This is a genomic window from Mycobacterium sp. AMU20-3851 (genome assembly GCF_043974665.1).
GTDB lineage: Bacteria > Actinomycetota > Actinomycetes > Mycobacteriales > Mycobacteriaceae > Mycobacterium.
This window is the reverse complement of the sequence record NZ_CP146371.1, coordinates 5700780-5721198: the sequence shown is the minus strand read 5'-3', so window position 1 is coordinate 5721198 and position 20419 is coordinate 5700780. Positions and strand designations below refer to the sequence as shown.

Annotated in this window: 17 protein-coding genes; 7 read left to right on the top strand and 10 right to left on the bottom strand. The window is 68.5% G+C overall.

The window, feature by feature from the left end; translation table 11 throughout:
• The first annotated feature begins 1 nt into the window (after position 1).
• Positions 2 to 1429, top strand: coding sequence for a sensor histidine kinase (locus tag V4U86_RS27435; RefSeq protein ID WP_395312235.1), 1428 nt, complete (start codon positions 2 to 4; stop codon positions 1427 to 1429).
• On the opposite strand, the gene V4U86_RS27430 is transcribed toward V4U86_RS27435, so the two are convergent.
• The 3 genes from V4U86_RS27430 to V4U86_RS27420 are packed head-to-tail and all read right to left on the bottom strand — an operon-like array spanning position 1368 to position 4046.
• Complete coding sequence (locus V4U86_RS27430) at positions 1368 to 1739, bottom strand: DUF3054 domain-containing protein (RefSeq protein ID WP_395308983.1); 372 nt, start codon at positions 1737 to 1739, stop codon at positions 1368 to 1370. The genes V4U86_RS27435 and V4U86_RS27430 overlap by 62 nt on opposite strands.
• Positions 1726 to 2973 carry a M23 family metallopeptidase gene (locus V4U86_RS27425; RefSeq protein WP_395308982.1) on the bottom strand — a complete coding sequence of 416 codons (1248 nt, stop codon included), beginning with the start codon at positions 2971 to 2973 and terminating at the stop codon, positions 1726 to 1728. The genes V4U86_RS27430 and V4U86_RS27425 overlap by 14 nt, the downstream gene beginning before the upstream one ends.
• Positions 2970 to 4046 carry a lysylphosphatidylglycerol synthase transmembrane domain-containing protein gene (locus V4U86_RS27420; RefSeq protein WP_395308981.1) on the bottom strand — a complete coding sequence of 359 codons (1077 nt, stop codon included), beginning with the start codon at positions 4044 to 4046 and terminating at the stop codon, positions 2970 to 2972. The genes V4U86_RS27425 and V4U86_RS27420 overlap by 4 nt, the downstream gene beginning before the upstream one ends.
• A gap of 78 nt (positions 4047 to 4124) precedes the next feature.
• Here V4U86_RS27420 and V4U86_RS27415 point away from each other — a divergent pair, with 78 nt between their 5' ends.
• Positions 4125 to 5270 (top strand): AI-2E family transporter, encoded by a 1146-nt coding sequence (locus tag V4U86_RS27415; protein ID WP_395308980.1) that lies wholly within the window; start codon positions 4125 to 4127, stop codon positions 5268 to 5270.
• Here V4U86_RS27415 and V4U86_RS27410 read toward each other — a convergent pair.
• The 3 genes from V4U86_RS27410 to trmB all read right to left on the bottom strand — a co-directional run bounded on the left by V4U86_RS27410 (position 5230) and on the right by trmB (position 9653).
• Complete coding sequence (locus V4U86_RS27410) at positions 5230 to 8112, bottom strand: MMPL family transporter (protein WP_395308979.1); 2883 nt, start codon at positions 8110 to 8112, stop codon at positions 5230 to 5232. The two genes, V4U86_RS27415 and V4U86_RS27410, sit on opposite strands and share 41 nt — an antisense overlap.
• Before the next feature lie 63 nt (positions 8113 to 8175).
• On the bottom strand, positions 8176 to 8874 hold the full coding sequence (locus V4U86_RS27405; protein WP_395308978.1) for an NYN domain-containing protein: 699 nt from the start codon (positions 8872 to 8874) through the stop codon (positions 8176 to 8178).
• The gene (trmB, locus tag V4U86_RS27400; RefSeq protein WP_395308977.1) at positions 8871 to 9653 is read right to left on the bottom strand and encodes a tRNA (guanosine(46)-N7)-methyltransferase TrmB; all 783 of its coding nucleotides are present in this window, start codon (positions 9651 to 9653) and stop codon (positions 8871 to 8873) included. Before trmB ends, V4U86_RS27405 begins: the two co-directional genes overlap by 4 nt.
• Positions 9654 to 9808: 155 nt before the next feature.
• On the opposite strand from trmB, the gene V4U86_RS27395 reads away from it, so the two are divergent.
• The 3 genes from V4U86_RS27395 to V4U86_RS27385 all read left to right on the top strand — a co-directional run bounded on the left by V4U86_RS27395 (position 9809) and on the right by V4U86_RS27385 (position 14223).
• Entirely contained in the window at positions 9809 to 10762 is a 954-nt protein-coding gene (locus V4U86_RS27395) for a hypothetical protein (protein ID WP_395308976.1), read from the top strand.
• Positions 10759 to 12243 (top strand): hypothetical protein, encoded by a 1485-nt coding sequence (locus V4U86_RS27390; RefSeq protein WP_395308975.1) that lies wholly within the window; start codon positions 10759 to 10761, stop codon positions 12241 to 12243. The genes V4U86_RS27395 and V4U86_RS27390 overlap by 4 nt, the downstream gene beginning before the upstream one ends.
• Before the next feature lie 153 nt (positions 12244 to 12396).
• Positions 12397 to 14223, top strand: coding sequence for a phosphoenolpyruvate carboxykinase (GTP) (locus V4U86_RS27385; protein ID WP_395308974.1), 1827 nt, complete (start codon positions 12397 to 12399; stop codon positions 14221 to 14223).
• A gap of 138 nt (positions 14224 to 14361) precedes the next feature.
• Here the strand turns inward: V4U86_RS27385 and V4U86_RS27380 are convergent, their stop codons facing one another.
• The 3 genes from V4U86_RS27380 to V4U86_RS27370 form a co-directional block, all read right to left on the bottom strand.
• Positions 14362 to 14793: an SRPBCC family protein gene (locus V4U86_RS27380; protein ID WP_395308973.1), complete on the bottom strand. Its 432-nt coding sequence runs from the start codon at positions 14791 to 14793 to the stop codon at positions 14362 to 14364.
• A complete protein-coding gene (locus V4U86_RS27375; protein WP_395308972.1) occupies positions 14790 to 16112 on the bottom strand; it encodes a mechanosensitive ion channel family protein in 1323 nt (440 codons plus the stop codon). Before V4U86_RS27375 ends, V4U86_RS27380 begins: the two co-directional genes overlap by 4 nt.
• 114 nt (positions 16113 to 16226) lie before the next feature.
• Positions 16227 to 16988: a hypothetical protein gene (locus V4U86_RS27370; protein ID WP_395308971.1), complete on the bottom strand. Its 762-nt coding sequence runs from the start codon at positions 16986 to 16988 to the stop codon at positions 16227 to 16229.
• 284 nt (positions 16989 to 17272) lie between these two features.
• Between V4U86_RS27370 and fadD4 the strand changes: the two genes are divergently transcribed.
• Together fadD4 and V4U86_RS27360 are read left to right on the top strand one after the other, a co-directional pair.
• Positions 17273 to 18826, top strand: coding sequence for a fatty-acid--CoA ligase FadD4 (fadD4, locus tag V4U86_RS27365; RefSeq protein WP_395308970.1), 1554 nt, complete (start codon positions 17273 to 17275; stop codon positions 18824 to 18826).
• On the top strand, positions 18823 to 19725 hold the full coding sequence (locus V4U86_RS27360; RefSeq protein WP_395308969.1) for an enoyl-CoA hydratase/isomerase family protein: 903 nt from the start codon (positions 18823 to 18825) through the stop codon (positions 19723 to 19725). Before fadD4 ends, V4U86_RS27360 begins: the two co-directional genes overlap by 4 nt.
• Here V4U86_RS27360 and V4U86_RS27355 read toward each other — a convergent pair.
• A complete protein-coding gene (locus V4U86_RS27355) occupies positions 19703 to 20413 on the bottom strand; it encodes an SDR family oxidoreductase (RefSeq protein ID WP_395308968.1) in 711 nt (236 codons plus the stop codon). The two genes, V4U86_RS27360 and V4U86_RS27355, sit on opposite strands and share 23 nt — an antisense overlap.
• Positions 20414 to 20419 lie beyond the last annotated feature (6 nt).

The window sequence follows — 20419 nt, the reverse complement described above, 5'->3', positions numbered from 1 at the left end:
GTTGTCCCTTCCGCTGCTCGGCAGGTCCGCATCCCTGCGGACCCGGGTGGCCGTCGCCTCGGCGATCGCCGCATCCGCGGTGGTCGCCGCGTTCACCGTGCTGACCACGGTGGTGCTGGTGAACAACGATGCGGCCCAACTCGATCGGCGCCTGGACGCGATCGTCGAAGCGAGCATGTTTCCCGAGCAGCTCTCCGATCCCCGCCGCGGTGTGCTGACCACCGGACGGTCCCGGTCCACCGGCCAGGTGATGTTCCAGCGCGGCTTCCAGCTGCCCGCGCTGCCGCCGGGTACCGAGACCGTCGAGGTCAACGGTGTGGAGTACCGGGTCCGCACCATCCCGATGGATCAGCAGGGCGGCGGGGTGCTGCTGTCGATCGGTATCCGGGCGGACAGCATCCTGTTGAGCCAGGCCAGGATTCCGATCTATCTGGCGGTCGGGGTGCTGACGGTGCTGGTGGCCGGCGGGCTGGGCTGGCTGCTGGCCGGCCCGGCGGTGCGCCCGCTGCGCCGGCTGACCGAGCAGACCAAACTGCTGGGCAAGGGCGCCAGAACCGGGGCGCAGGTGCCCGCGGTGACCGGCGCCCGGGAAGCCGAGGAACTGTCCGACGCGATGGCCGGGATGCTCAGCCGGCTGGTCACCGCGCAGCAGGCGACCACCCGGTCCCTGCAGGCCGCACAGGATTTCGCCGCCAACGCCGCGCACGAACTGCGCACGCCGCTGACCGCCATGCGCGCCGACCTGGACACCCTGCGCATCCACGATCTGCCGACCGAGGAACGCGATGAGGTGGTGGCCGACCTGCTGCGCGCCCAGCGCCGGGTGGAGGCCATCATCACCGCGCTGGGCCAACTGGCCTCCGGTCAGCTCGCCCAGGCCGAGGACCGCGAACTGATCGACATCACCGATCTACTGGATCGGGTGGCCCGGGAGAACGCACGCACCGACCCGCCGGTCGATATCGCCGTGGAGGTAGATGACGACCTCGGCATGGTGTGGGGGTGGCCCGGCGGGCTGCGGCTGGCGGTGGACAACCTGGTGCGCAACGCCGTCGCGCACGGCGGGGCCGGGCGGATCGTGCTCTCGGGCACCCGAAACCCGGACGGCCGCCTGCTCATCGTGGTCGACGACGACGGGTGCGGGCTACCCGCCGAGGAGCGCACGGTGGTGCTCGGCCGGTTCGCCCGTGGCAGCACGGCCGCACCGGGCGGTTCCGGCCTGGGGCTGGCGCTGGTCACCCAGCAGGCGGCTCTGCACGGCGGACGGCTGCAACTGTCGGACAGTCCGCTGGGCGGGCTGCGCGCCACCCTGACCATCTCCGATCGTGCCCCGGATCAGGCCGAGCCGGGCCGGGAACCGGACGACGTCAGCGTCGCGCCAGAACCTTCGCGATGGCGCGCCAGCCGAGCAGCAAGACGGCGGTCGTGATCGAGGCCACCACGATGAAGCTTCCGGCAGTGCCCGCAGAAGTGGCCTTGCGCAACAACATTCCGACGACCACGGTGACCACCCAGATGATCACGCCGGTCGGGTAGAGGCTGGCGGGTCGCTGCCAGGCGCGCGCCGCCAGCCAGCCGGCCAGCGTCCCGGTCAGGAACGGCCAGGCGGTTTCGGCGATACCGGCCACGGTGAGACCCTCGGCGTGACTGCGCCGGCCGATGGTGCAGAACACGATCACGCAGACCAGGTCGGTGGCCAGGGCGGTCACCGTGCTGCGCGTCGGGTTAGTTTGCGGCATTACTCATCACATCCATCACCAGGGGGCTCAGATCGGTCTCGGTACGCGGGTTGCTCCCCGGTGCCATCTGCACCGTACCGCCGGTCAGCAGTGCGGTCAGATCCGCCGACGAGGACAGTCGTCCGTCGACCGTGAACGAGTCGAACAGGAACGGCAGACCGTCGGCGGCCAGCGGGTCGGGCGTGTTCATCACGTGGAAGTGCAGGTGCGGCGCATCGGTGTTCCCGGTATTGCCGAGGTGTCCGAGCACCTGGCCGGTGCTCAGGTGATCGCCCGGCTTCACCTGCACCGAACCGGTTTTCAGGTGGGCGTAGAACGCGTAGTTGCCGTCACCGATGTCCTGCACGACGTGATTGCCGCCGTACTCCGGCAGGGTCAGGCCGGTGACGTCGGCGGTCGGGATCTGTTCGGGCAGGCCGTCCAGCACCGACACCACCGGCCCGTCGGCCACCGCCAGGATGTCCGCACCGTAGAACGGGTAACTCGCCAGCTCGGTGGCCGGACCCTTGTAGAGCGCGCCGTCGGCGTCGAGTTGCAGGTAGTCGATGGCGAAGCGTTCCGCGGCCCACAGGTCGCCGCTGATCGGGTTGAGTGCCATCCGGTGCGAGGTCATCTCGTCGCAGCAACTGTTGGCGGCCAACCAGTTCGGTCCGCGCAGTGGGGGAGAGATGACGACCGGCGCGCGTGTGGACACGACCACCGGGGCGACCTCCTCGGCCATCTCGGCGGGCAGCAGCGGAGGCATCGGCCGGCTCAGCTTGACCGCGATGGTGTGCGAAAGTTGCTGCGGCACATCCTGCTCGTCCAGTGCGACGTCGATCCAGACGACCCCGCTCTGGGCCGGCCCGAATACGTCGGCCGGTTCGCTCGTGGCCCCCAGCAGCCGGGTGCGGTTACGCAGTTCTTCGCCGTTCAGCGTCAACAACTTTCGCTCGCCGGCGTTGACCGTGAGCGAATCCAGATCGATGTCCTGGCCAGTGGCGTTGGTCAGGTACAGCTCGTAGGCCAGGTGGGTTCTGCCGTCGGTGGCCGGCACCGGGACCGGCTGGGAAAGTGCCTTCGCCAGAATCGGTGTGGGCTCGATGGGCAGGGCGTCGGGCGTCGGTGCGGGTGCCGCCGTTGCCGACGGGCTGGAATCTGTTGCCGGCGAAGCCGGCTCGGTACCGTTCGAACATCCGGTCAGCACAGCCCACGCGCCGAGCAGGGTGGCGGCACGACGAATCGTGGATCTCACTGCGGCTCCTCGGGCTCGGGTTCGGTGGCGTCGGGGTCGACGTCCATCTCGGTGCGGAACATGAAGAAGAACACCACCCAGCCGATCGCCGAGATGAAGATCCAGCTGACCATCCGGTAGATGAGCATGGCCGAGATCGCCGAGGCGAGCGTCATCCCGCTGGAGACCAGGCCGGGTACCAGCACCGCCTCGACCACCAGCAGACCGCCCGGCATCAGCGGGATGGACCCGACCGCGCGGGCGGCGGCGTAGGCCACCGTCAGCGCGGCCAGCGACGGGTGACCGCCCGCGGCGTACGCGGCGAACGCCAGGCAGGCGACGTCGGCGATCCAGTTGAACAACGACCAGCTGAATGCGTTGCCCAGTGCCCGGCGGCTCAGTTTCACCGATTCCAGCTGGCGCAGCATCTCCCGCCACTTGTCCAGCCAGGTGTCGGCGGGTTTGTTGCGCAGCGAGTTGAACCAGGACAGCAGCCGGACGCCGATACCGTCGATCTGCTGGGGGTTGGAGGCCACCGACTGGGCCAGCACCAGCAGCAGGAAGAACCCCCCGAGGGTGAAGATCAGAGACAGCGGATTCTTACTGGCGCCCAGCAGGAATGCTCCGCCCAACCCCAGCAGCGCCAGCCCGACGACCTGCAGCACGCCCGACATCACCAGCTGCCAGGACGCCACCACCGGGGAGGCGCCCCAGATGCGCTGTTGGCGGTAGACGAACGTGGCCGATAGCACCGGGCCGCCCGGCAGGGTGGTGGACAGCGCGTTGCCGGCATAGAACGCGGCCTCAGACCGCCATTGCCGCACGGTGACCCCGGCCGAGCGCAGCAGGGTGCGCTGGATCTGGGCGAAGCTGTGCATCGAGGCCATCGCCGCTGCCACGGCGGCCAGCACCCACCACCAGTTCGCCGACAGCAGGCTCTTCCACGCCTTGGCCAGTTGGTCCCAGACCAGCGCGAGTTCGACGGTCAGCACCACCACCGCGACCGCGATGACCGCCCACCGGACCCACCAGTACTTGCCACGAGGGCGTGCATCCTGGCCAGGGGCGTCGCTCATCGGCGCGTCGTGCGACACGCTGTAAGAGTAACGGCGTGCACTTCGGGTATCGGTCGGTTCCCACGGCGCGCCGCATCCCGGTCGTACGGTAGGCCCATGTCGATAGATTCTGCCGCCGACCAGTCGGTGCATCCGCTCGTCCGCAAGGGCGCGGCCTGGGCTTGGCGGCTGCTGATCCTGGGCATCGCGGTGGTGTTCCTGCTGTGGGTGATCAGCCACATCCTGCTGATCGTGGTCCCGGTGGCGCTGGCGGCCATGTTCTCGGCGCTGTTGCTGCCCGCCGTGGACGCGCTGGCCGCCCGCCGGGTGCCGCGCGGCGGCGCGGTGGCGATCGTGTTGCTCGGCGCCATCGCCGGGGTGGGCGGCATCCTGAGCTTCGTCGTCAGCCAATTCATCACGGGTGCACCAGCTCTCGTGGAACAGGTCACCGCGAGCGTGGACGGCGTGCGGAACTGGTTGATCTCCGGCCCGCTACACCTCAGCAAGGAGCAGATCGACCACGCCGGTGACGCCCTGATCCAGACGCTGCAGGAGAACCAGGCCAAGGTCACCAGCGGCGCGCTGTCCACCGCCGCCACCGTCACCGAGATCCTCACCGGCGCACTGCTGGTGCTGTTCACCCTGATCTTCCTGCTGCAGGGCGGGCGGGCCATCTTCGCCTACGTCACGAGGATCTTCCCGTCCTCGGTGCGTGAACGGGTGCGCGACGCCGGGCGGGCCGGTTTCAATTCGCTGACCGGTTACGTGCGGGCCACCTGCCTGGTGGCCCTGGTCGACGCGGTCGGTATCGGCACCGGCCTGGCCATCATGGGTGTGCCGCTGGCGCTGCCGTTGGCCTCCCTGGTGTTCCTGGGCGCCTTCGTCCCGCTGATCGGTGCCGTGCTCACCGGCGGGGTGGCCGTCATCGTGGCGCTGATCGCCAAGGGCTGGGTCTACGCGCTGATCACCCTCGGCCTGATCCTGGCCGTGCAGCAGTTGGAATCCCATGTGCTGCAACCGGTCGTGATGGGCCGGGCAGTGGCCGTGCACCCGTTGGCGGTGGTGCTGGCCATCGCCGGTGGCGGTGTGCTCGCGGGCATCGTCGGCGCACTGCTCGCGGTGCCCGTCCTCGCCGTGCTCAACAGCGCGGTGCGGGTCCTGCTGGCACCCGACCCGCAAGCGGAGCAGGAACAGGTGGCCGCAGAACTGGAACCCGAAGGCCTTACAGACGACCCTCCCGGCGCAGCAGATCCGCCGCGCTGACACCGCCGCCGCGTCGGGTCGGCGCATCGCCGGTGTCGCGGGTATCGATCTTCTCGGTCGACTCCGGGTCACCCGAAGCCCGCTGCGCCGGAATGGCGGTCGTGGGTTCGCTGCCCGGATCCCCGATGGCCCGGGTGGGTTCGGCCGACGGCCGCACCGGCGGAGCCGGATTGCCGGTCGGGATCGCGGTGGTCGGGGTGTTTCCGCGCAGCTCACCCAGCCACGACTCGATCTCGCGGCGTTCCCGGCCGGGGGCCGGGTCGACCCGCGGGGTGCGCTCGGTCGGTGCGGCGTTTACCGCGTTGATGGCCGTCGTCTTCGCCGAATCCGGTTGGGCGGCAAAGCGTGTGGTGGGTTCCTCCGGCGCCGGTCCGGGCGGCGGCGTGGGGATGCGGGTGGTCCCGGCGGCCGACGGACCCGACGGGCGGACCGGCGGCAGCGGGCCGCGCGCACCCGGGACCGGGTGGCCCGGATCATGCTGGGCGGGCGGGTGGGCGGGGCCACCGGCGCCGACCAGGGCAGCCTGATCGGCCACCTCGTGCTCGGGCTCACGCTGCACCGGCCGCTTGCGCTCGTCGGGCAGCTCGGTCTCACCGAGACCGATTTTCTCCTGGACCCGCTTCATCCACTGCGGTGCCCACCAACAATCGTCGCCGAGCAGCTTCATGATGGCCGGCACCAGGAACATCCGGATCACGGTCGCATCCAGCAGCAGCGCGATCAGCAGGCCGAAGGCCAGGTACTTCATCATCACCAGATCCGAGAACGCGAACGCGCCGACCACCACGGCCAGCACCAGGGCGGCACCGGTGATCAGGCGACCGGTGGTCGCGGTACCGATGCGGATCGCCTCCGCGGTGGACATGCCGCGCTCCCTGGCCTCGACCATGCGCGACACCAGGAACACCTCGTAGTCGGTGGACAGCCCCCAGATCACCGCGATGATCAGGCCGATCATCGGTGCCATCAGCGGCTGCGGCGTGTAGTTCAGCAGCCCGGAGCCGTGGCCGTCCTCGACGAACATCCAGGTCAGGATGCCCATCGTGGATCCCAGCGTCAGCGCGCTCATCAGTGCGGCCTTGATGGGCAACACGATCGAGCCGAACGCCAGGAACATCAGGATCGTCGTGGTGATCACCAGGAGCACCACCAGCATCGGCAGATTGTCGAACAGGCTCTGGATGCTGTCCTGGGCCAGCGCCTGTGTGCCGCCGACGTACACCGTGGTGCCATGCGGTGGTGACAGGGCCCGTAGCTCCTCGATCCGGGCCGGTGCGTCAGCGCTGTTGACCAGGCCGTTCTGCAGCACCCGGACAGACGGATCCTTGGATCCGCCCTCTTGCACCGCGCGTTCCTGCCACATGGTCGAGGGATCGTCGGTACCGATGAAGCCGGGCACCGTCTGGGCCTTGGAGCGCAGTTCGGCCAGTTGCTGATCGGTGATCGGCTCGTCGTTGTCGCTGCGGATCACCAGGGTGAGCGGTTCGGTACGGAAGCTGGGGAACTGCTTGTCGAACTGCTCCTGGGCCATCCGCACGGGATTGTCCGGCGGCAGATACTTCTCGCTGTATCCGCCCAGCGCGAGCTGGCCCAACGGGATGACCAGCAGGACCATGATGATCAGGATCGGGGCGGCGAATGCGATCGGCCGCTTCATCACGACGTTGACGAGCTTGCCCCAGAAACCCTTCTCGACTTCTTCGCGCGTCTTGGTCTTCTGGGTCTTCTCGGCGAACCAGTCGATGATCCTGCGGGAGAACGGCCAGTTGGCCAGGAACGGGATCTTGAGCAGGGTGCGGACACCGAGCGCGTCCACTCTGGGCCCGAGAATGCCGAGCGTGGCCGGAAGCACGGTGATCGACAGGAATGCGGCCAACAGCACCGACGCGATGATCGCGTAGGTGATCGACTTGAGGAAGCCCAGCGGGATGAGCAGCAGCGGGAGGGAGGACGCCACGATGATGACCGCGGAGAACGCCACCGTCCGGCCCGAGGTCATCACCGATCGCCGCACGGACGCCTCGACGTCGTAGCCCTCGGCCAGCTCCTCGCGGAACCGGCTCACGATGAACAGGCCGTAGTCGATTGCGATGCCGAAACCCATCATCGTCACCACGGGTTGGGCGAAGAAATGCACATCCATGAACTCGGCGGTGAACCGCAGGATGCCCAGCGCCCCGGCGATCGTGAGACCACCGATGATGGCGGGCAGGGCTGCGGCTACGGCGCCGCCGAACACGAAGAACAGCACGACCGCGACCAGCGGCACGATCGCCAGCTCGGCACGTTTCTGGTCGGTGGCAATTGTTCCGGTGAGTTCGCTGGCGATCGGGTTGAGGCCGGCGAGCTGGATGTTGCCGTCGTTGATGGCGCGCATGGCCGGTTCGACGGTCTGGTAGTTCTTCAAGATGGAGTCGTCATCCTCGCCCTTGAGCGGGATGCTGACGAAGGTGGTCCGCAGATCGTCGGTCTTCATCGCGGCGACCGCAGGTGCATCGGGGGCCTTGAGCCAGCCGACCCAGCCGACCACCTGATCCGGATGGTCCTCGACCAGAGCGTCGAGTTCGCCGCTGACCTTCTTCTGCCAGGCCTTGTCGGTGATCTTCTCGTCATCCGGTGGCGTCAGGATCGCCACCACATGGCTGCCGCGGTCGCGCCCGTACACTTCGTCGCCGAGCAACGAGGCTTGGACGGACTGGCTGCCCTCATCGAAAAAACCGCTCTGGGTGACGTGGGAACCCAAACTGGCCCCGTATACGCCGCCACCAAGGCACAGTGCGACCATGACCCCGATCACTATGTATCGGAATTGGTACACCGTTCGACCCCACCAGGCGAACACGTCAGCTCCTTATTTGCTCTTGATGATCTGATCCACGCTGCGCGGGCATGGTCACTTCAGTTGTCAGACGCGCGAGGTCAGCAGCGCGGACAACGGCCGGAACGGCTGCAGCCAAGCGCCCTGCTCGGGCAGCGAATCAAGGCCGATTCGCGGTAGCGGCTCCCGGAAGACACCAGGGATGTCCTCCAGGTCGACGAACTCCAAGCTATCCGACGCTAACGCCCAACTGGCATGTTCGCGAAATCCGAGCACCTGCACCGGAACGCCCTCGTGGGCGATCTCTTCCAGCGGTGCCCGGAATGCCTGACCGTCCGCGGACGCCACCACCACACCGGCCAGGCCCTCACTGCGGCGCAGCGCGATGTGCTCCAGCATGTCGCTGTCGACGTCGCTGTCCTCGTCCACCTTCGGCTTGGCGAAGACCGCGAAACCCACGTTACGCAACGCCTCCACCCAGGGGCGGACGACATCGGCGCTACCTGGGGCGATGTTGGTGAAGACGGTGGCCTCGGGCTCCAGCGAGATCACCGCCGACGGCGATGAGTCCCGCCGCCTGGACAGTTCGGCGGTCCGGTTCAGCAGCCAGCGGCCCAGCGCGTCGAACCGGGGCCGGTGCGCGGCGGTGGGCCGGCCGCCCAGGATCGATCCCAACCCCATGTCGAGGTTGGGTGCGTCCCAGACCAGCAGTACGCGTTGGGTGCTCGGCGGTACGGGCGCCGGATCCTCGACGTCCAACGCGTCGGGTTCGGTGTCGACACTCATATGCGCTCCCAGAGGAGTTCGGTGACGATGGGACCGGCCAGCGCCTTGCGTTCGTACTTGGTCTCGGGCCGGGCCACCGATATCGGGAGGTGTCGGCCGGCGTCGACGCGGCGCAACCGCGGTTCGGCGTCGCCGACCTCGGCGATGTGCTCGGCGTACCCCATGTGGTCGGTCGCCGCGTGCAGGATGCCGCCGGGCTTGAGCCGATCGGCTATCAGGGCCATCGTCTCGGTCTGGAACAGCCGCCGCTTGTGGTGGCGCGCCTTGGGCCACGGGTCCGGGAAGAACACCCGCACCCCGGTCAGCGATGCGTCGGGCAGCGAATGTTCCAGGACGTCGACACCGTCGCCGCGGACCAGTCGGATGTTCGGGATGCCGTCGCGGTCGATGACGCCGAGCAACTGGCTCAGCCCCTTCTTGTAGACCTCGACGGCGATCACATCGAGATCGGGCTCGGACTGCGCCATCGCCGAGGTGGAGACCCCGGTGCCGCAGCCGATCTCCAGGATCAGCGGGGCCTGGCGGCCGAACCACTGTGCGGTGTCCAGCACGACCGGCCGGCCCTCGGCGTCGCGGGCCTCGGTGCCGATCTGCGGCCAGAGTCGCTCCCAGGTCTGCTGTTGGCCGCCGGACAGGGTGGACCGTCGAGACCGGAAGCTGGTGATTCGTCGCGCATGGTGGGTCGGCGGCGCCTCCGCGTCGGTTGCCGCGCCCTGATCCGGGGCGCCGGCCTCCCCGGCCTCCTCGCGCTGGGCATACATCGGTCCATCGTCGCTCATCTAGTCAGATGTACCCGCATCCCAGCCCAGATTGATACCCAACAGTTGTACAGCGCGGCGCTATGTCCCAAAACACTGTGCGGGCGGGGGTCCCGGCGATGTCACGATTTGAGGTGAGCATGCGGGAACGGTGCAACGGGTGTGAAGGGGGCGGTATGGGTGTGGACGACTTCGTCACCGCGTTGTCCGAGTACGCCGAGCGTGCCCCGCAGCCCGCGCTGATCCCGATCATCGAGGGGCTCCGGCGCCCGGTCACCGTCGGGGTCGTGGGCCGCCCGGGCGTGGGCCGGCGCACCGTGACGGCCGCGCTGCGGGCCGCCGGTGTGCCGGTGGTCGCGGCCCGGCCCGACGTGGATGCGCTCGTCATCGCCGAAACCGCCAAGCCCGAGGACTGCCGAACGGCCGCCCGGACATCGCGGCCGTTGCTGACCGTCCTGAACAAGGCCGATCTGCTCGGTGCGGCGGCGGCCGACCGGGTGACCCGGATACGCCGGCTGACCGGGGCACCGACCGTGCCGATGTCGGCGCTGCACGCCGTGGCCACCCTGGACGCGGCGCAGGTCGCCGCGCTGCGGGTGCTGGCCGCCGACCCGGCCGACCTGAGCAGCACCGATGCCTTCTGTGCCGGACCGCATGGGCTCGACGCGGGCACCCGGGCCGGGCTGCTGGCCGCGCTGGACCTGTCCGGGATCGCGGTGCTCACCTCGGCGATCCGGTCGGGTGCCGACGGCCCGTCCCTGACCACCCGGCTGCGCCGGCTCAGCAATGTCGAGGAGGTGTGCGCCGGCCTGCACATGGTGGCGGCCGGCCACCGCTACCGGCGGCTGCGGCTCGCGTTGGCCCGGGCGGGTGCGCTGGCCGCCCGGACCGGGGATCAGCGACTGGCCGCGCTGCTGGCCGCTGATACCGCGGTGTTCGCCGCGATGGGCGCGGCCACCGAGGTGCTGGAGGCGGACGGTTTGATGGTGCGGTCGGGGGATCCGCTGCAGCAGGCCGTGCAGTGGCACCGCTACAGCCGCGGGCCGGTCGGCGCGCTGCACCGCCGGTGCGGGGCGGACGTCGCGCGGGGCGCGCTGCGGTCCCTCTCCGGCGGCGGGGACCGACCGTGAACGCCGACCTGGTGCCGCCGCTGCTCGACCTCGCGGACACCGAGGCGCTGGATGCGCAGCTGTCCTCGATGGCGGCCGGCCTGGCGCCCCCGCCTCCCGGGCCGGGGGAAGCCGTGCTGGTCGTCGGGCCCTGGCTGGCGGGGGTGTCCACCCTGGCCGCGGCGCTGCGGGAGCGGATGCCGGAACGACGGTTTGTGGAGGTCGGCGAACTCGCCCCCGGGACCGCGCCGACAGGCGTGATCTTCGCGGTGTCGGCGGTGGCCCCGCTGGCCGAATCGGATTGTGCCCTGCTGGATGACGCGGTGCGGGGCACCGATCTGGTGATCGGGGCGCTCACCAAGATCGACGTGCATCGCGACTGGCGGGCGGTGCTGGCCGCCGACGCCGAACTGGTCGGGATGCGCACCGCGCGGTTGCGGGATATGCCGTGGGTGGGGGTGGCCGCCGGCCCGGCCGGAGCCGAGGCGCAGCTCGACGATCTGGTGGAAGTGCTGCGACGACGGTTGGATGCGGACCCGCTGGAGCGCCGGAATCGGTTGCGGGCCTGGGAAACCCATCTGTGTGAGGAGATCGGCGCGGCCGAGGCGACGGCAGATCACGCCTCGACGGCACTGCATCGTCGGCGCGATGACCTGCTCCGTGCGGCGCGGTTGTCGCGTTCCGGGCGCAGCATGGCACTGCGCAGCCGGATCCAGCAGGCACGGGTGCAGCTCGGGCACTTCGCCCGCAACCGGTGCGCCTCGGTGCGCACCGAATTATCCGAGGACGTCGCCGAATGGGGTGGCCTGTTGCCGTGGGACCGCGGCCGGCGGCGGGCCGAGGCGTTCCGGGCCTATGCGCACGACCGCGCTGCCGAGATCGTCGGGGAGATCGACTCGGGGATCAGCGAGCAGCTCCGAGATATCGCCACCGAGTCGGGATTGGCCGCACCAGCGGTGCCGCCGGCCGCGCTGCCGCCGGAACTGGGCGCACCGGTGTTGACCGCGCGGCGCCTCGAGACGCAGCTGATGCTGCTGCTGGGTGCGGGCTTCGGGCTCGGGGTCGCGCTGGCCGCCGGCCGACTGTTGGCGGGACTGGCACCGGGGTCCGCGGCGGTCGGAGCGATCGGCGGCGCGCTTCTCGGGGCGTTGCTCACCGTGTGGGTGGTGGGGATCCGGGATCTGCTGCAGGACCGGGTGCTGCTGGACCGCTGGGTCGGCCGCGTCACCGCCACGCTGCGCGAGCACGCCGAGGCGCTGGTCGCGACCCGGGTGCTGGCCGCCGAGGTGGATCTCACCGGTCAGGCCGCCGTCGTCGATGAGCGGCTGGCGGAGCGGACGGCGCGTCAGGTGGATGCGATCGACGCGGAACTGCGCGACCGTGCGCTCGCGGCGGCACGGACACAGAGATCCGTCGAGGCGCGACTGGCGGAGCTGCGGACGGCGTTGGATGCCGTCCGCACCACGCTCAATAATCAGACGAATCCGGTTACCACTCAGTAGGACTTTTCTGAACGGGTTTCTGAATCGTTCCTGTGAGTGATCGGACATTATCCCGATTCCCCAACCCAATGTGACCCGCGTTAACCTCTTATTAGGGACGATCGTGACCTGTCGGTTATCGGCATGTTCACGGAAACTACGCAGGAGACTTTGATGACCTCAGCGACCATTCCCGGTCTGGACACCGCACCGACGACGCATCAGGGGCTGCTGGCCTGGGTCCGCGAGGTCGCGGAGCTGACCCAACCCGATCGCGTCGCGTGGGCCGACGGCTCACAGGAGGAGTACGAGCGCCTCGCCGCCCAGCTGGTCGAGGCCGGCACCTTCCAGAAGCTCAACGACGAGAAGCAGCCGAATTCCTACCTGGCGCTCTCCGACCCGTCCGATGTGGCACGCGTGGAATCCCGCACCTACATCTGCTCCGAGCGTGAGGTCGACGCCGGACCGACCAACAACTGGATGGACCCGGCCGAGATGCGGCCGCTGATGACCGATCTGTACCGCGGCTCGATGCGCGGCCGCACCCTCTGGGTGGTGCCGTTCTGCATGGGTCCGCTGGACGCCGAGGATCCGAAGCTGGGCGTGGAGCTCACCGATTCGGAGTACGTGGTCGTCTCGATGCGCACCATGACCCGGATGGGCCAGGCGGCACTCGACAAGATCGGCGAGGACGGCTTCTTCGTCAAGGCGCTGCACTCGCTGGGGGCCCCGCTGGCGGACGGCCAGGCGGACGTGCCGTGGCCGTGCAACGACACCAAGTACATCACCCACTTCCCCGAGACCCGTGAGATCTGGAGCTACGGCTCCGGTTACGGCGGCAACGCCCTGTTGGGCAAGAAGTGCTACTCGCTGCGCATCGCCTCGGCGATGGCCCACGACGAGGGCTGGCTGGCCGAGCACATGCTGATCGTCAAGCTGATCTCCCCGGAGAACAAGGCCTACTTCATCGCCGCGGCGTTCCCGTCGGCCTGCGGTAAGACCAACCTCGCGATGCTGCAGCCCACCATCCCCGGCTGGCGCGCCGAGACCGTCGGCGACGACATCGCGTGGATGCGGTTCGGCAAGGACGGCCAGCTCTACGCGGTGAACCCGGAATTCGGTTTCTTCGGCGTCGCGCCGGGCACCAACTGGGACTCCAACCCCAACGCTATGAAGACCATCGCCGGTGGCAACACCGTGTTCACCAATGTCGCCAAGACCGACGACGGTGACGTGTGGTGGGAAGGCCTGGAGGGCGATCCGCAGCACCTGCTGGACTGGAAGGGCCGTGACTGGACCCCGGAGTCGAGCGAGAAGGCCGCACACCCGAATTCGCGTTACTGCACCCCGATCTCGCAGTGCCCGACGCTGGCGCCGGAGTGGGACGACCCGCAGGGTGTGCCGATCTCGGCGATCCTGTTCGGCGGTCGCCGCAAGACCACCGTCCCGCTGATCACCGAGGCCCGTGACTGGCAGCACGGCGTGTTCATCGGCGCCACCCTGGGCTCCGAGCAGACCGCCGCCGCCGAGGGGAAGGTCGGCACCGTGCGCCGCGACCCGATGGCCATGCTGCCCTTCCTCGGCTACAACGTCGGCGACTACTTCCAGCACTGGATCAACATCGGCAAGCAGGCCGACGAGTCCAAGCTGCCGAAGGTGTTCTTCGTGAACTGGTTCCGCCGCGGCGACGACGGCCGGTTCCTGTGGCCCGGATTCGGCGAGAACAGCCGCGTGCTGAAGTGGGCCATCGAGCGCATCGAGCACAAGGCCGACGGCCGCAGCACCCCGATCGGTATCGTCCCGACCGCCGCCGATCTGGACCTGCAGGGCCTGGAGGTGGATCCGGCCGACGTCGACGAGGCGCTGGCCGTGAACGCCGATGAGTGGCGTGCCGAGCTCCCGCTGATCGAGGAGTGGTTCGAGTTCGTCGGCGAGAAGCTGCCGACCGGCATCAAGGACGAGTTCGATGCCCTGAAGACGCGCCTGGCCGAAGAGTCCTGACCTTCCGCGAACAGACGCCAATGGCCGCTATTTCCTTCGAAGTAGCGGCCATTCGCGACTGCCCGGCATCCGGTATACCGACGCCGAATTGCAGACGGTGCGGCGGCACTGCCTGGGTGGGGTCGGGTTGGCGTGAACTCAGATCTTGGCGAGCTCGCGCTCCAGGCCTTCCACACCCTTGTCCATCAGGTTGGTGACCGGGATGCGCAGCAGCGGTTCGCCCAGTCGCAGCCAACCCTGGAACGCGAACTCGATGCGGTAGGTGACCCGTGAACCACCGTCGTGCGGGCGGACCGTGATGGTGTCGTGCGCGATCAGCGAATCATTCTGTCCGCGAAGCTGAATGGATCGTCCGGGCGTCACGCCGATCACCTCGTACTCCAGGTCGCTGGTGCGCCCGGCGAATCGTGAGGTGTTCGCGTAACGGGTGCCGACGCCGCCGTCCCCGGCGATGCGCGTGGTGCGGACCGTGCCGGGCTCCCACTGTTCGGTGGTGGTGAAGTCGGCGAGATAGGCGAATACGTCGGCCGGCGTCGCCGACGTGACGACCTCGCGCTCCATCTCGATCATCTGCTCTCCTCCTTGATGAGCTGACGGGTCTCCTCGCCGGGACCGTCGAAGGCCTTGGCCCGTTGTTCGCCCGCTTCGGTGCCGGAGAACAGGCCGGGTTCGTCGGCTGCCGGACGGGCGTGGGATGAATCGTGTGCGGCGGGCGGCCCGCTCGGGGCGGGGCCGGGTTCGAATCGCCACCGGGGCAGTGCGCCGCTCTGGCTTCGCTGCAGCCAGACGACCATCCCCTCCCGGACGGCGCACTGCAGATCCCACAGCGCTCCGGCGTTGGGTGCGCTCACGGTGATCCGGACGCGGACGGTGCCGTTGGTGGCCTCGACCACCTGTAGGACGCCAGATCGCCCGTCCCAGAGGTCATTGTGCGTGAGCAGGCGGTCGAGTTCGGTGCGCATGGCATCCAGGGGCACCGAAAAGTCGACGTCGAGCAGCACGGTGCCCAGCAGCTCGGTCGCGCTGCGGGTCCAGTTCTGGAACGGCGTGGTGGTGAAGTACGTGCACGGTAGGACCAGTCGGCGTTCGTCCCAGACCTGCACCACCACGTAGGTCAGGGTGATTTCCTCGATGCGGCCCCATTCTTCCTCCAGGACAACGACATCCCCGACCCGGATCGCATCGGTGAACGCGATCTGCAGACCGGCGAACACCGAGCCCAGGGACGTCTGGGCGGCGAGGCCGGCGACCACGGAAAGCACGCCCGCCGAGGCGAACATCGTCTTACCCACATCGGCGAAGGAGGGGAAGGTCATCAGCGCCGCAGCCAGTCCCATCAGCACCACCACCGCCAACGCCAGTCGGCGCAGCACCGTCAGCTGGGTGAGAACCTTGCGGCGTTGCAGGTCGGCGTCGGTGAGGCCGGTGTTACCGCCGCCGAAGCGGGCGACCATCCGTCGTTCGACGACGATCACCAGTCTGGCGATCAACCAGGTGGCGGCGACGATGGCGAGGATGCGGAGGCTGTGGTCCACCCACGGGCGCCAGGATGCCTGCGGGCTGGAGTTTCGTTGCAGCGCGACGGACGCGGCGATGACCATCAGGCCGGCACGCACCGGGCGCCGGGTCAGCAGCGCGATGTCGCAGATCCAGTCGCTTCGTCGGCCGGCGCGTTGCAGGGCCCAGGAGACGGCGAGGCCGACGAGGTAGGCGATGGTGACGGCACCGGCCACCCAGGCGAGCGTGACGGCGAGATCGGTCAGGAGCGGAGCGACCGGGGGGTCGGAGTCGGCGGGCAGGAGCGGAGCGACCGGGGGGTCGGAGTCGGCGGGCAGGAGCGAAGCGACCAGGGGTCCAGTCGCGAGCTCGAGTTCGAGCTCCACAGGCATAAGTGCTTCCGGGTCGGGATCAGATTGGGTGCTTCATCGCACGCCGGTTTGGCTACCCCGCGAATCTGCCCATCAATCCCGTCTCGGGGAAAAGTTCGTCACACCCCCGGCTCGCTACCTGCCGGGCAGCGCCCTGATTGCCTTGGCCAACTGCAGAAACCGGCTGCCCGCGTGTACGTCCTTGTAATGCAAAACCACGGTGACGCGCCTGGTCCCCGGGGCGCACGGCAAAGTGGCGTGATAGGAGCGGTACCCCCAGAACAGGTAGGCGTTTCCGGGCGTCATCGCCACCACCTCGGTGTCCACGCCCCAGCGTGCTCGCCGCTGGAACCGGCGGCGGTAGGTGTCGCTCTGCCGGATGAACTTCTCCACCACGTTGGTCAGCACCGACGAGCGGTAGGGCCGGTGATTCGGAAAGAGCACCAGTTCCCCGGACTCCCCGGCAGCGGCCTCAGGCACCTCGACCGGTAGCACGATGGTCAGCACGCTGGCGTCATAGTGCAGCCACAGCGGGCGCCGGTGCGGATCGGGGCCGTTGACGACGCGAAGCGCGCACTCGAACTGTCGGTCGGCCGGATCGGCATGCGGATACGCCAGCCGGGCGATCGATTCGGCCAGGTTCGCAACGGCAGGGTCGGTGGTGAGCTCCCGCACGAAGCCCAGCCGGGCGGCATCGGCGCCTTCGATCATGGTGTCGTGCCGGTCGGTCGGCAGGGCGGCGGCGTAGCTACGTACCCGGTCGATCCACGCCCCGGGCACCGCATCGGGAAGGCACGCCGACCCCGCGACGTCGATCTCGGCGACCAGACCGCGCGCCGATCCGCCGAACCCCACGGTCGGGCGAGCGCTGGTGCGGAGTGCCGCGTCGATGTCCATGCATATTCCTGGTCGCGGTGATGGTCGGTGGGTTGCATGCCAGTTAACACCATGATTCGCCACAAATGCTAGAGCTATCGATCACTGAGTGATGAAAGCGACACTGAACAGCAAATTCAACATCCAGTATCGAATACAGCTATTGAAATAACGATTGCTAAATTTGCGCTGACACGGGAAGCTCCCAGCTGGGTCGGGGGTGTTGGCGCGCGATCAGTTGACGGATGTCAAGTTTTTCGTGGCTTGGCTGCCGGGGCGACAGGTCGGCATCGTAAAGTCGCTTCATGCAGATCCGTGAAACGGCCATTGCCACTCCTGACAAGCCCGCCGTCGTCGTCCACCCCAGCGGCGCGGTGGTGACCTTCGGTGAGATGGAGGCGCGGGCCAACCAGCTGGCGCACTACTTCCGCAACAACGGCTTGGTCGAGGGCGACGTGGTCGCGATCCTGATCGAGAACAACGAGCACTTCCACACCGTGTCCTACGCGGCGCGGCGGTCCGGCCTGTACTACGTGCCGATCAACACCCACCTCACCGCGGCCGAGGCCGCCTACATCATCGACAACAGCGAGGCCAAGGCCATCGTCGGCACCGAGGCGCTCAAGGACATCTGCGCCGGGCTGGCCGAGCACCTGCCCAACGGCCTGCCGCAGATTCTGCTGAACATCACCGGCGGGCAGGAGCGCAGCGACTCGGGGGGTGACGCTGACCTCGACGGGTGGGCCAAGTACCCGGAGGCCGTCGCCGACCTGCCGACCACCCCGATCGCCGATGAACTCGACGGCGATCTGCTGCAGTACTCCTCGGGCACCACCGGTCGTCCCAAGGGCATCAAGCGCGAACTGCCGCACCTGCCGCCCTCGGAGGTGCCCGGCATGATGGCCATGCTCGTCGAGTACTGGATGGGCCCGGACGCCGTCTACCTCAGCCCCGCTCCGCTGTACCACACCGCGCCCTCGGTGTGGTCGATGCAGGCGTTGGCCGGCGGGCTCACCGTCGTGGTGCTGGAGAAGTTCGATCCCGAGATCGCCCTGGAAGCCATCCAGAAGTACCGGGTCACCCACGGTCAGTTCGTCCCGGTGATGTTCACCCGGATGCTGAAACTCCCCGAGGCCGCACGTACCTCGTACGACGTATCCAGCCTCAAGCGGGTCATGCACGCGGCCGCCCCGTGCCCGGTCGAGGTCAAGAAGCAGATGATCGACTGGTGGGGCCCGATCGTCGACGAGTACTACGCATCCTCGGAGGCCATCGGCGCAACGTTGATCAGCGCCGAGGAGTGGCTGACCCACCCGGGCTCGGTGGGCAAGGCGATGACCGGTGTGGTGCACATCCTGGACGAGGACGGCAACGAGCTGCCGCCCAACCAGGCCGGTGAGGTGTACTTCGAGGGCGGCCAGGACTTCGAGTACCTCAACGACGACGAGAAGACCGCGAAGTCCCGAAATACCAAGGGCTGGAAGACCGTCGGTGACATCGGCTATCTGGATGAGGAAGGCTACCTGTACCTGACCGACCGTCGGCACCACATGATCATCTCCGGCGGGGTCAACATCTATCCGCAGGAGGCCGAGAACATTCTGGTCACCCATCCGAAGGTGATGGACGCCGCGGTATTCGGCATCCCCGACGAGGAGATGGGGCAGAAGGTCAAGGGCGTGGTGCAGACGGTGGATCCGGCCGACGGCACCCCGGAATTCGCCGAGGAACTGCTGGCCTGGTTGCGCGACAAGCTGTCGCACTACAAGTGCCCGCGCTCGATCTCCTTCGAGGCGCAGCTGCCCCGCACCGACACCGGCAAGCTCTTCAAGCAGGAGCTGATCAAGAAGTACTCGTGACACTCCTCGACCTGCCCGGCGGGATCGTCGTCGGCATTGGAACCCCGGTCGAGCGTGCGACATTCACGCTGACCGAATCCGCATGCGATGACCGCCGGGCGGTCACCGTCACCTCGGTCGAGGACACCCTGGCACAGCTGGAACAACGCTGCGCGACATGGCCGCAGTCCGCCGCGGTGTGCGATGACGTGCTGCGCGCATTCGAACCTGCCGCACCGACATTCAGCGGGGTGATCACCGAATCGCTGGCCTATTCGACGCTGCAGGCCGGCCCCGAGTTCGCCCGGTGGCTGGCCGACCGCGGTGCGGCGACCGTGCCCCAGCTGCCGGATCCGGTGCGGGTACACCGCGACGGGAACACCCTGCACGTGCGCTTCAACCGGACACAGCGGCACAATGCGTTCTCCACGGATGCCCGGGCGGCACTGCTGGAGGCCCTCGAGATCGCCAGGCTGGACCCGTCGGTGGACGAGGTGGTACTCGGCGGCAACGGCCGATCCTTCTGCAGCGGAGGGGATCTCGCCGAATTCGGCTCGTTCGCCGACCCGTCCAGTGCGCACCTGGCGCGTACCCGGCACAGCCCGGCCCTGGTACTCGACGAGTTGTCCGCCCGGCTGGGCCGGCGTTGCCGGGCTCACGTGCACGGTCAGGTGCTGGGCAGCGGCCTGGAGATGGCCGCCTACTGCGGCTGGGTGAGTTGTGATCCGGCGGCGGTATTGGGGCTGCCCGAACTCACGCTCGGGCTGATTCCCGGCGCCGGGGGCACGGTGAGCATCACCCGACGGATCGGCCGTTGGCGCACCGCGTATCTCGTGCTGTCCGGCCAGGCCATCGACGCGGAGACGGCGCTGTCCTGGGGGCTGGTGGACGAGATCGTCAGCGCTGGCGTGCCGGCCTGACGATCACCTCGTTGACATCGACCTCGGGTGATTCGTCCAGGGCGTAGCCGATTGCCCGGGCGATGGCGTCCGGCGGAATCGAGTCGGCGCGGTAGGTGCGCATCGCCTCGGCGGCGCCCGGGTCGGTGATCGATTCGGCCAGTTCGGATTCCACGACTCCGGGCGAGATGGTGGTCACCCGGATCCCGGGGTCCAGCTCCTGGCGCAGGCCCTCGGTGACCGCCCAGGCGGCGTACTTGGTGGCGCAGTACACCGCCCCGGTCGGTACCACCTGGTGGGCGCCGATCGAGGCGACGGTGACGAAATGTCCGGTGCCCTGGCGCTGGAAATGCGGCAGGGCCGCCGCGATACCGTGCAACAACCCGCGGACATTGACGTCGATCATGGCGTCCCATTCGTCGACCAGCAGCGCATCCAATCGGGACAGTGGCATGACCCCGGCGTTGTTGACGAGGGCATCGATGCGGCCGTGCGTGGATACCGCCCAGTCCACGAACGAGGCGAAGTCGGCACGGTCGGTCACGTCCAGTCTGCGCACGTCGATGTCGTCAGCGGCCAGTGCGGCGAGCCGGTCTTCGCGCCGGGCGCCGGCGACCACCCGGTGGCCGTGCGCGGCCAGTCGGGTGGCGACGGCCGCGCCGATCCCACTGGTGGCGCCGGTGACGAGGACGATCTTCTGTTCGGTCATGGCATC

What these genes read in the sequence shown, in the direction of transcription:
- V4U86_RS27430 (WP_395308983.1), bottom strand. Translation starts at nt 1,739, where the DNA reads ATGCCGCAAACTAACCCGACGCGCAGCACGGTGACCGCCCTGGCCACC.
- V4U86_RS27415 (WP_395308980.1), top strand. Translation starts at nt 4,125, where the DNA reads ATGTCGATAGATTCTGCCGCCGACCAGTCGGTGCATCCGCTCGTCCGC.
- V4U86_RS27405 (WP_395308978.1), bottom strand. Translation starts at nt 8,874, where the DNA reads ATGAGTGTCGACACCGAACCCGACGCGTTGGACGTCGAGGATCCGGCG.
- trmB (WP_395308977.1), bottom strand. Translation starts at nt 9,653, where the DNA reads ATGAGCGACGATGGACCGATGTATGCCCAGCGCGAGGAGGCCGGGGAG.
- V4U86_RS27395 (WP_395308976.1), top strand. Translation starts at nt 9,809, where the DNA reads ATGGGTGTGGACGACTTCGTCACCGCGTTGTCCGAGTACGCCGAGCGT.
- V4U86_RS27385 (WP_395308974.1), top strand. Translation starts at nt 12,397, where the DNA reads ATGACCTCAGCGACCATTCCCGGTCTGGACACCGCACCGACGACGCAT.
- V4U86_RS27380 (WP_395308973.1), bottom strand. Translation starts at nt 14,793, where the DNA reads ATGATCGAGATGGAGCGCGAGGTCGTCACGTCGGCGACGCCGGCCGAC.
- V4U86_RS27375 (WP_395308972.1), bottom strand. Translation starts at nt 16,112, where the DNA reads ATGCCTGTGGAGCTCGAACTCGAGCTCGCGACTGGACCCCTGGTCGCT.
- V4U86_RS27370 (WP_395308971.1), bottom strand. Translation starts at nt 16,988, where the DNA reads ATGGACATCGACGCGGCACTCCGCACCAGCGCTCGCCCGACCGTGGGG.
- fadD4 (WP_395308970.1), top strand. Translation starts at nt 17,273, where the DNA reads ATGCAGATCCGTGAAACGGCCATTGCCACTCCTGACAAGCCCGCCGTC.
- V4U86_RS27355 (WP_395308968.1), bottom strand. Translation starts at nt 20,413, where the DNA reads ATGACCGAACAGAAGATCGTCCTCGTCACCGGCGCCACCAGTGGGATC.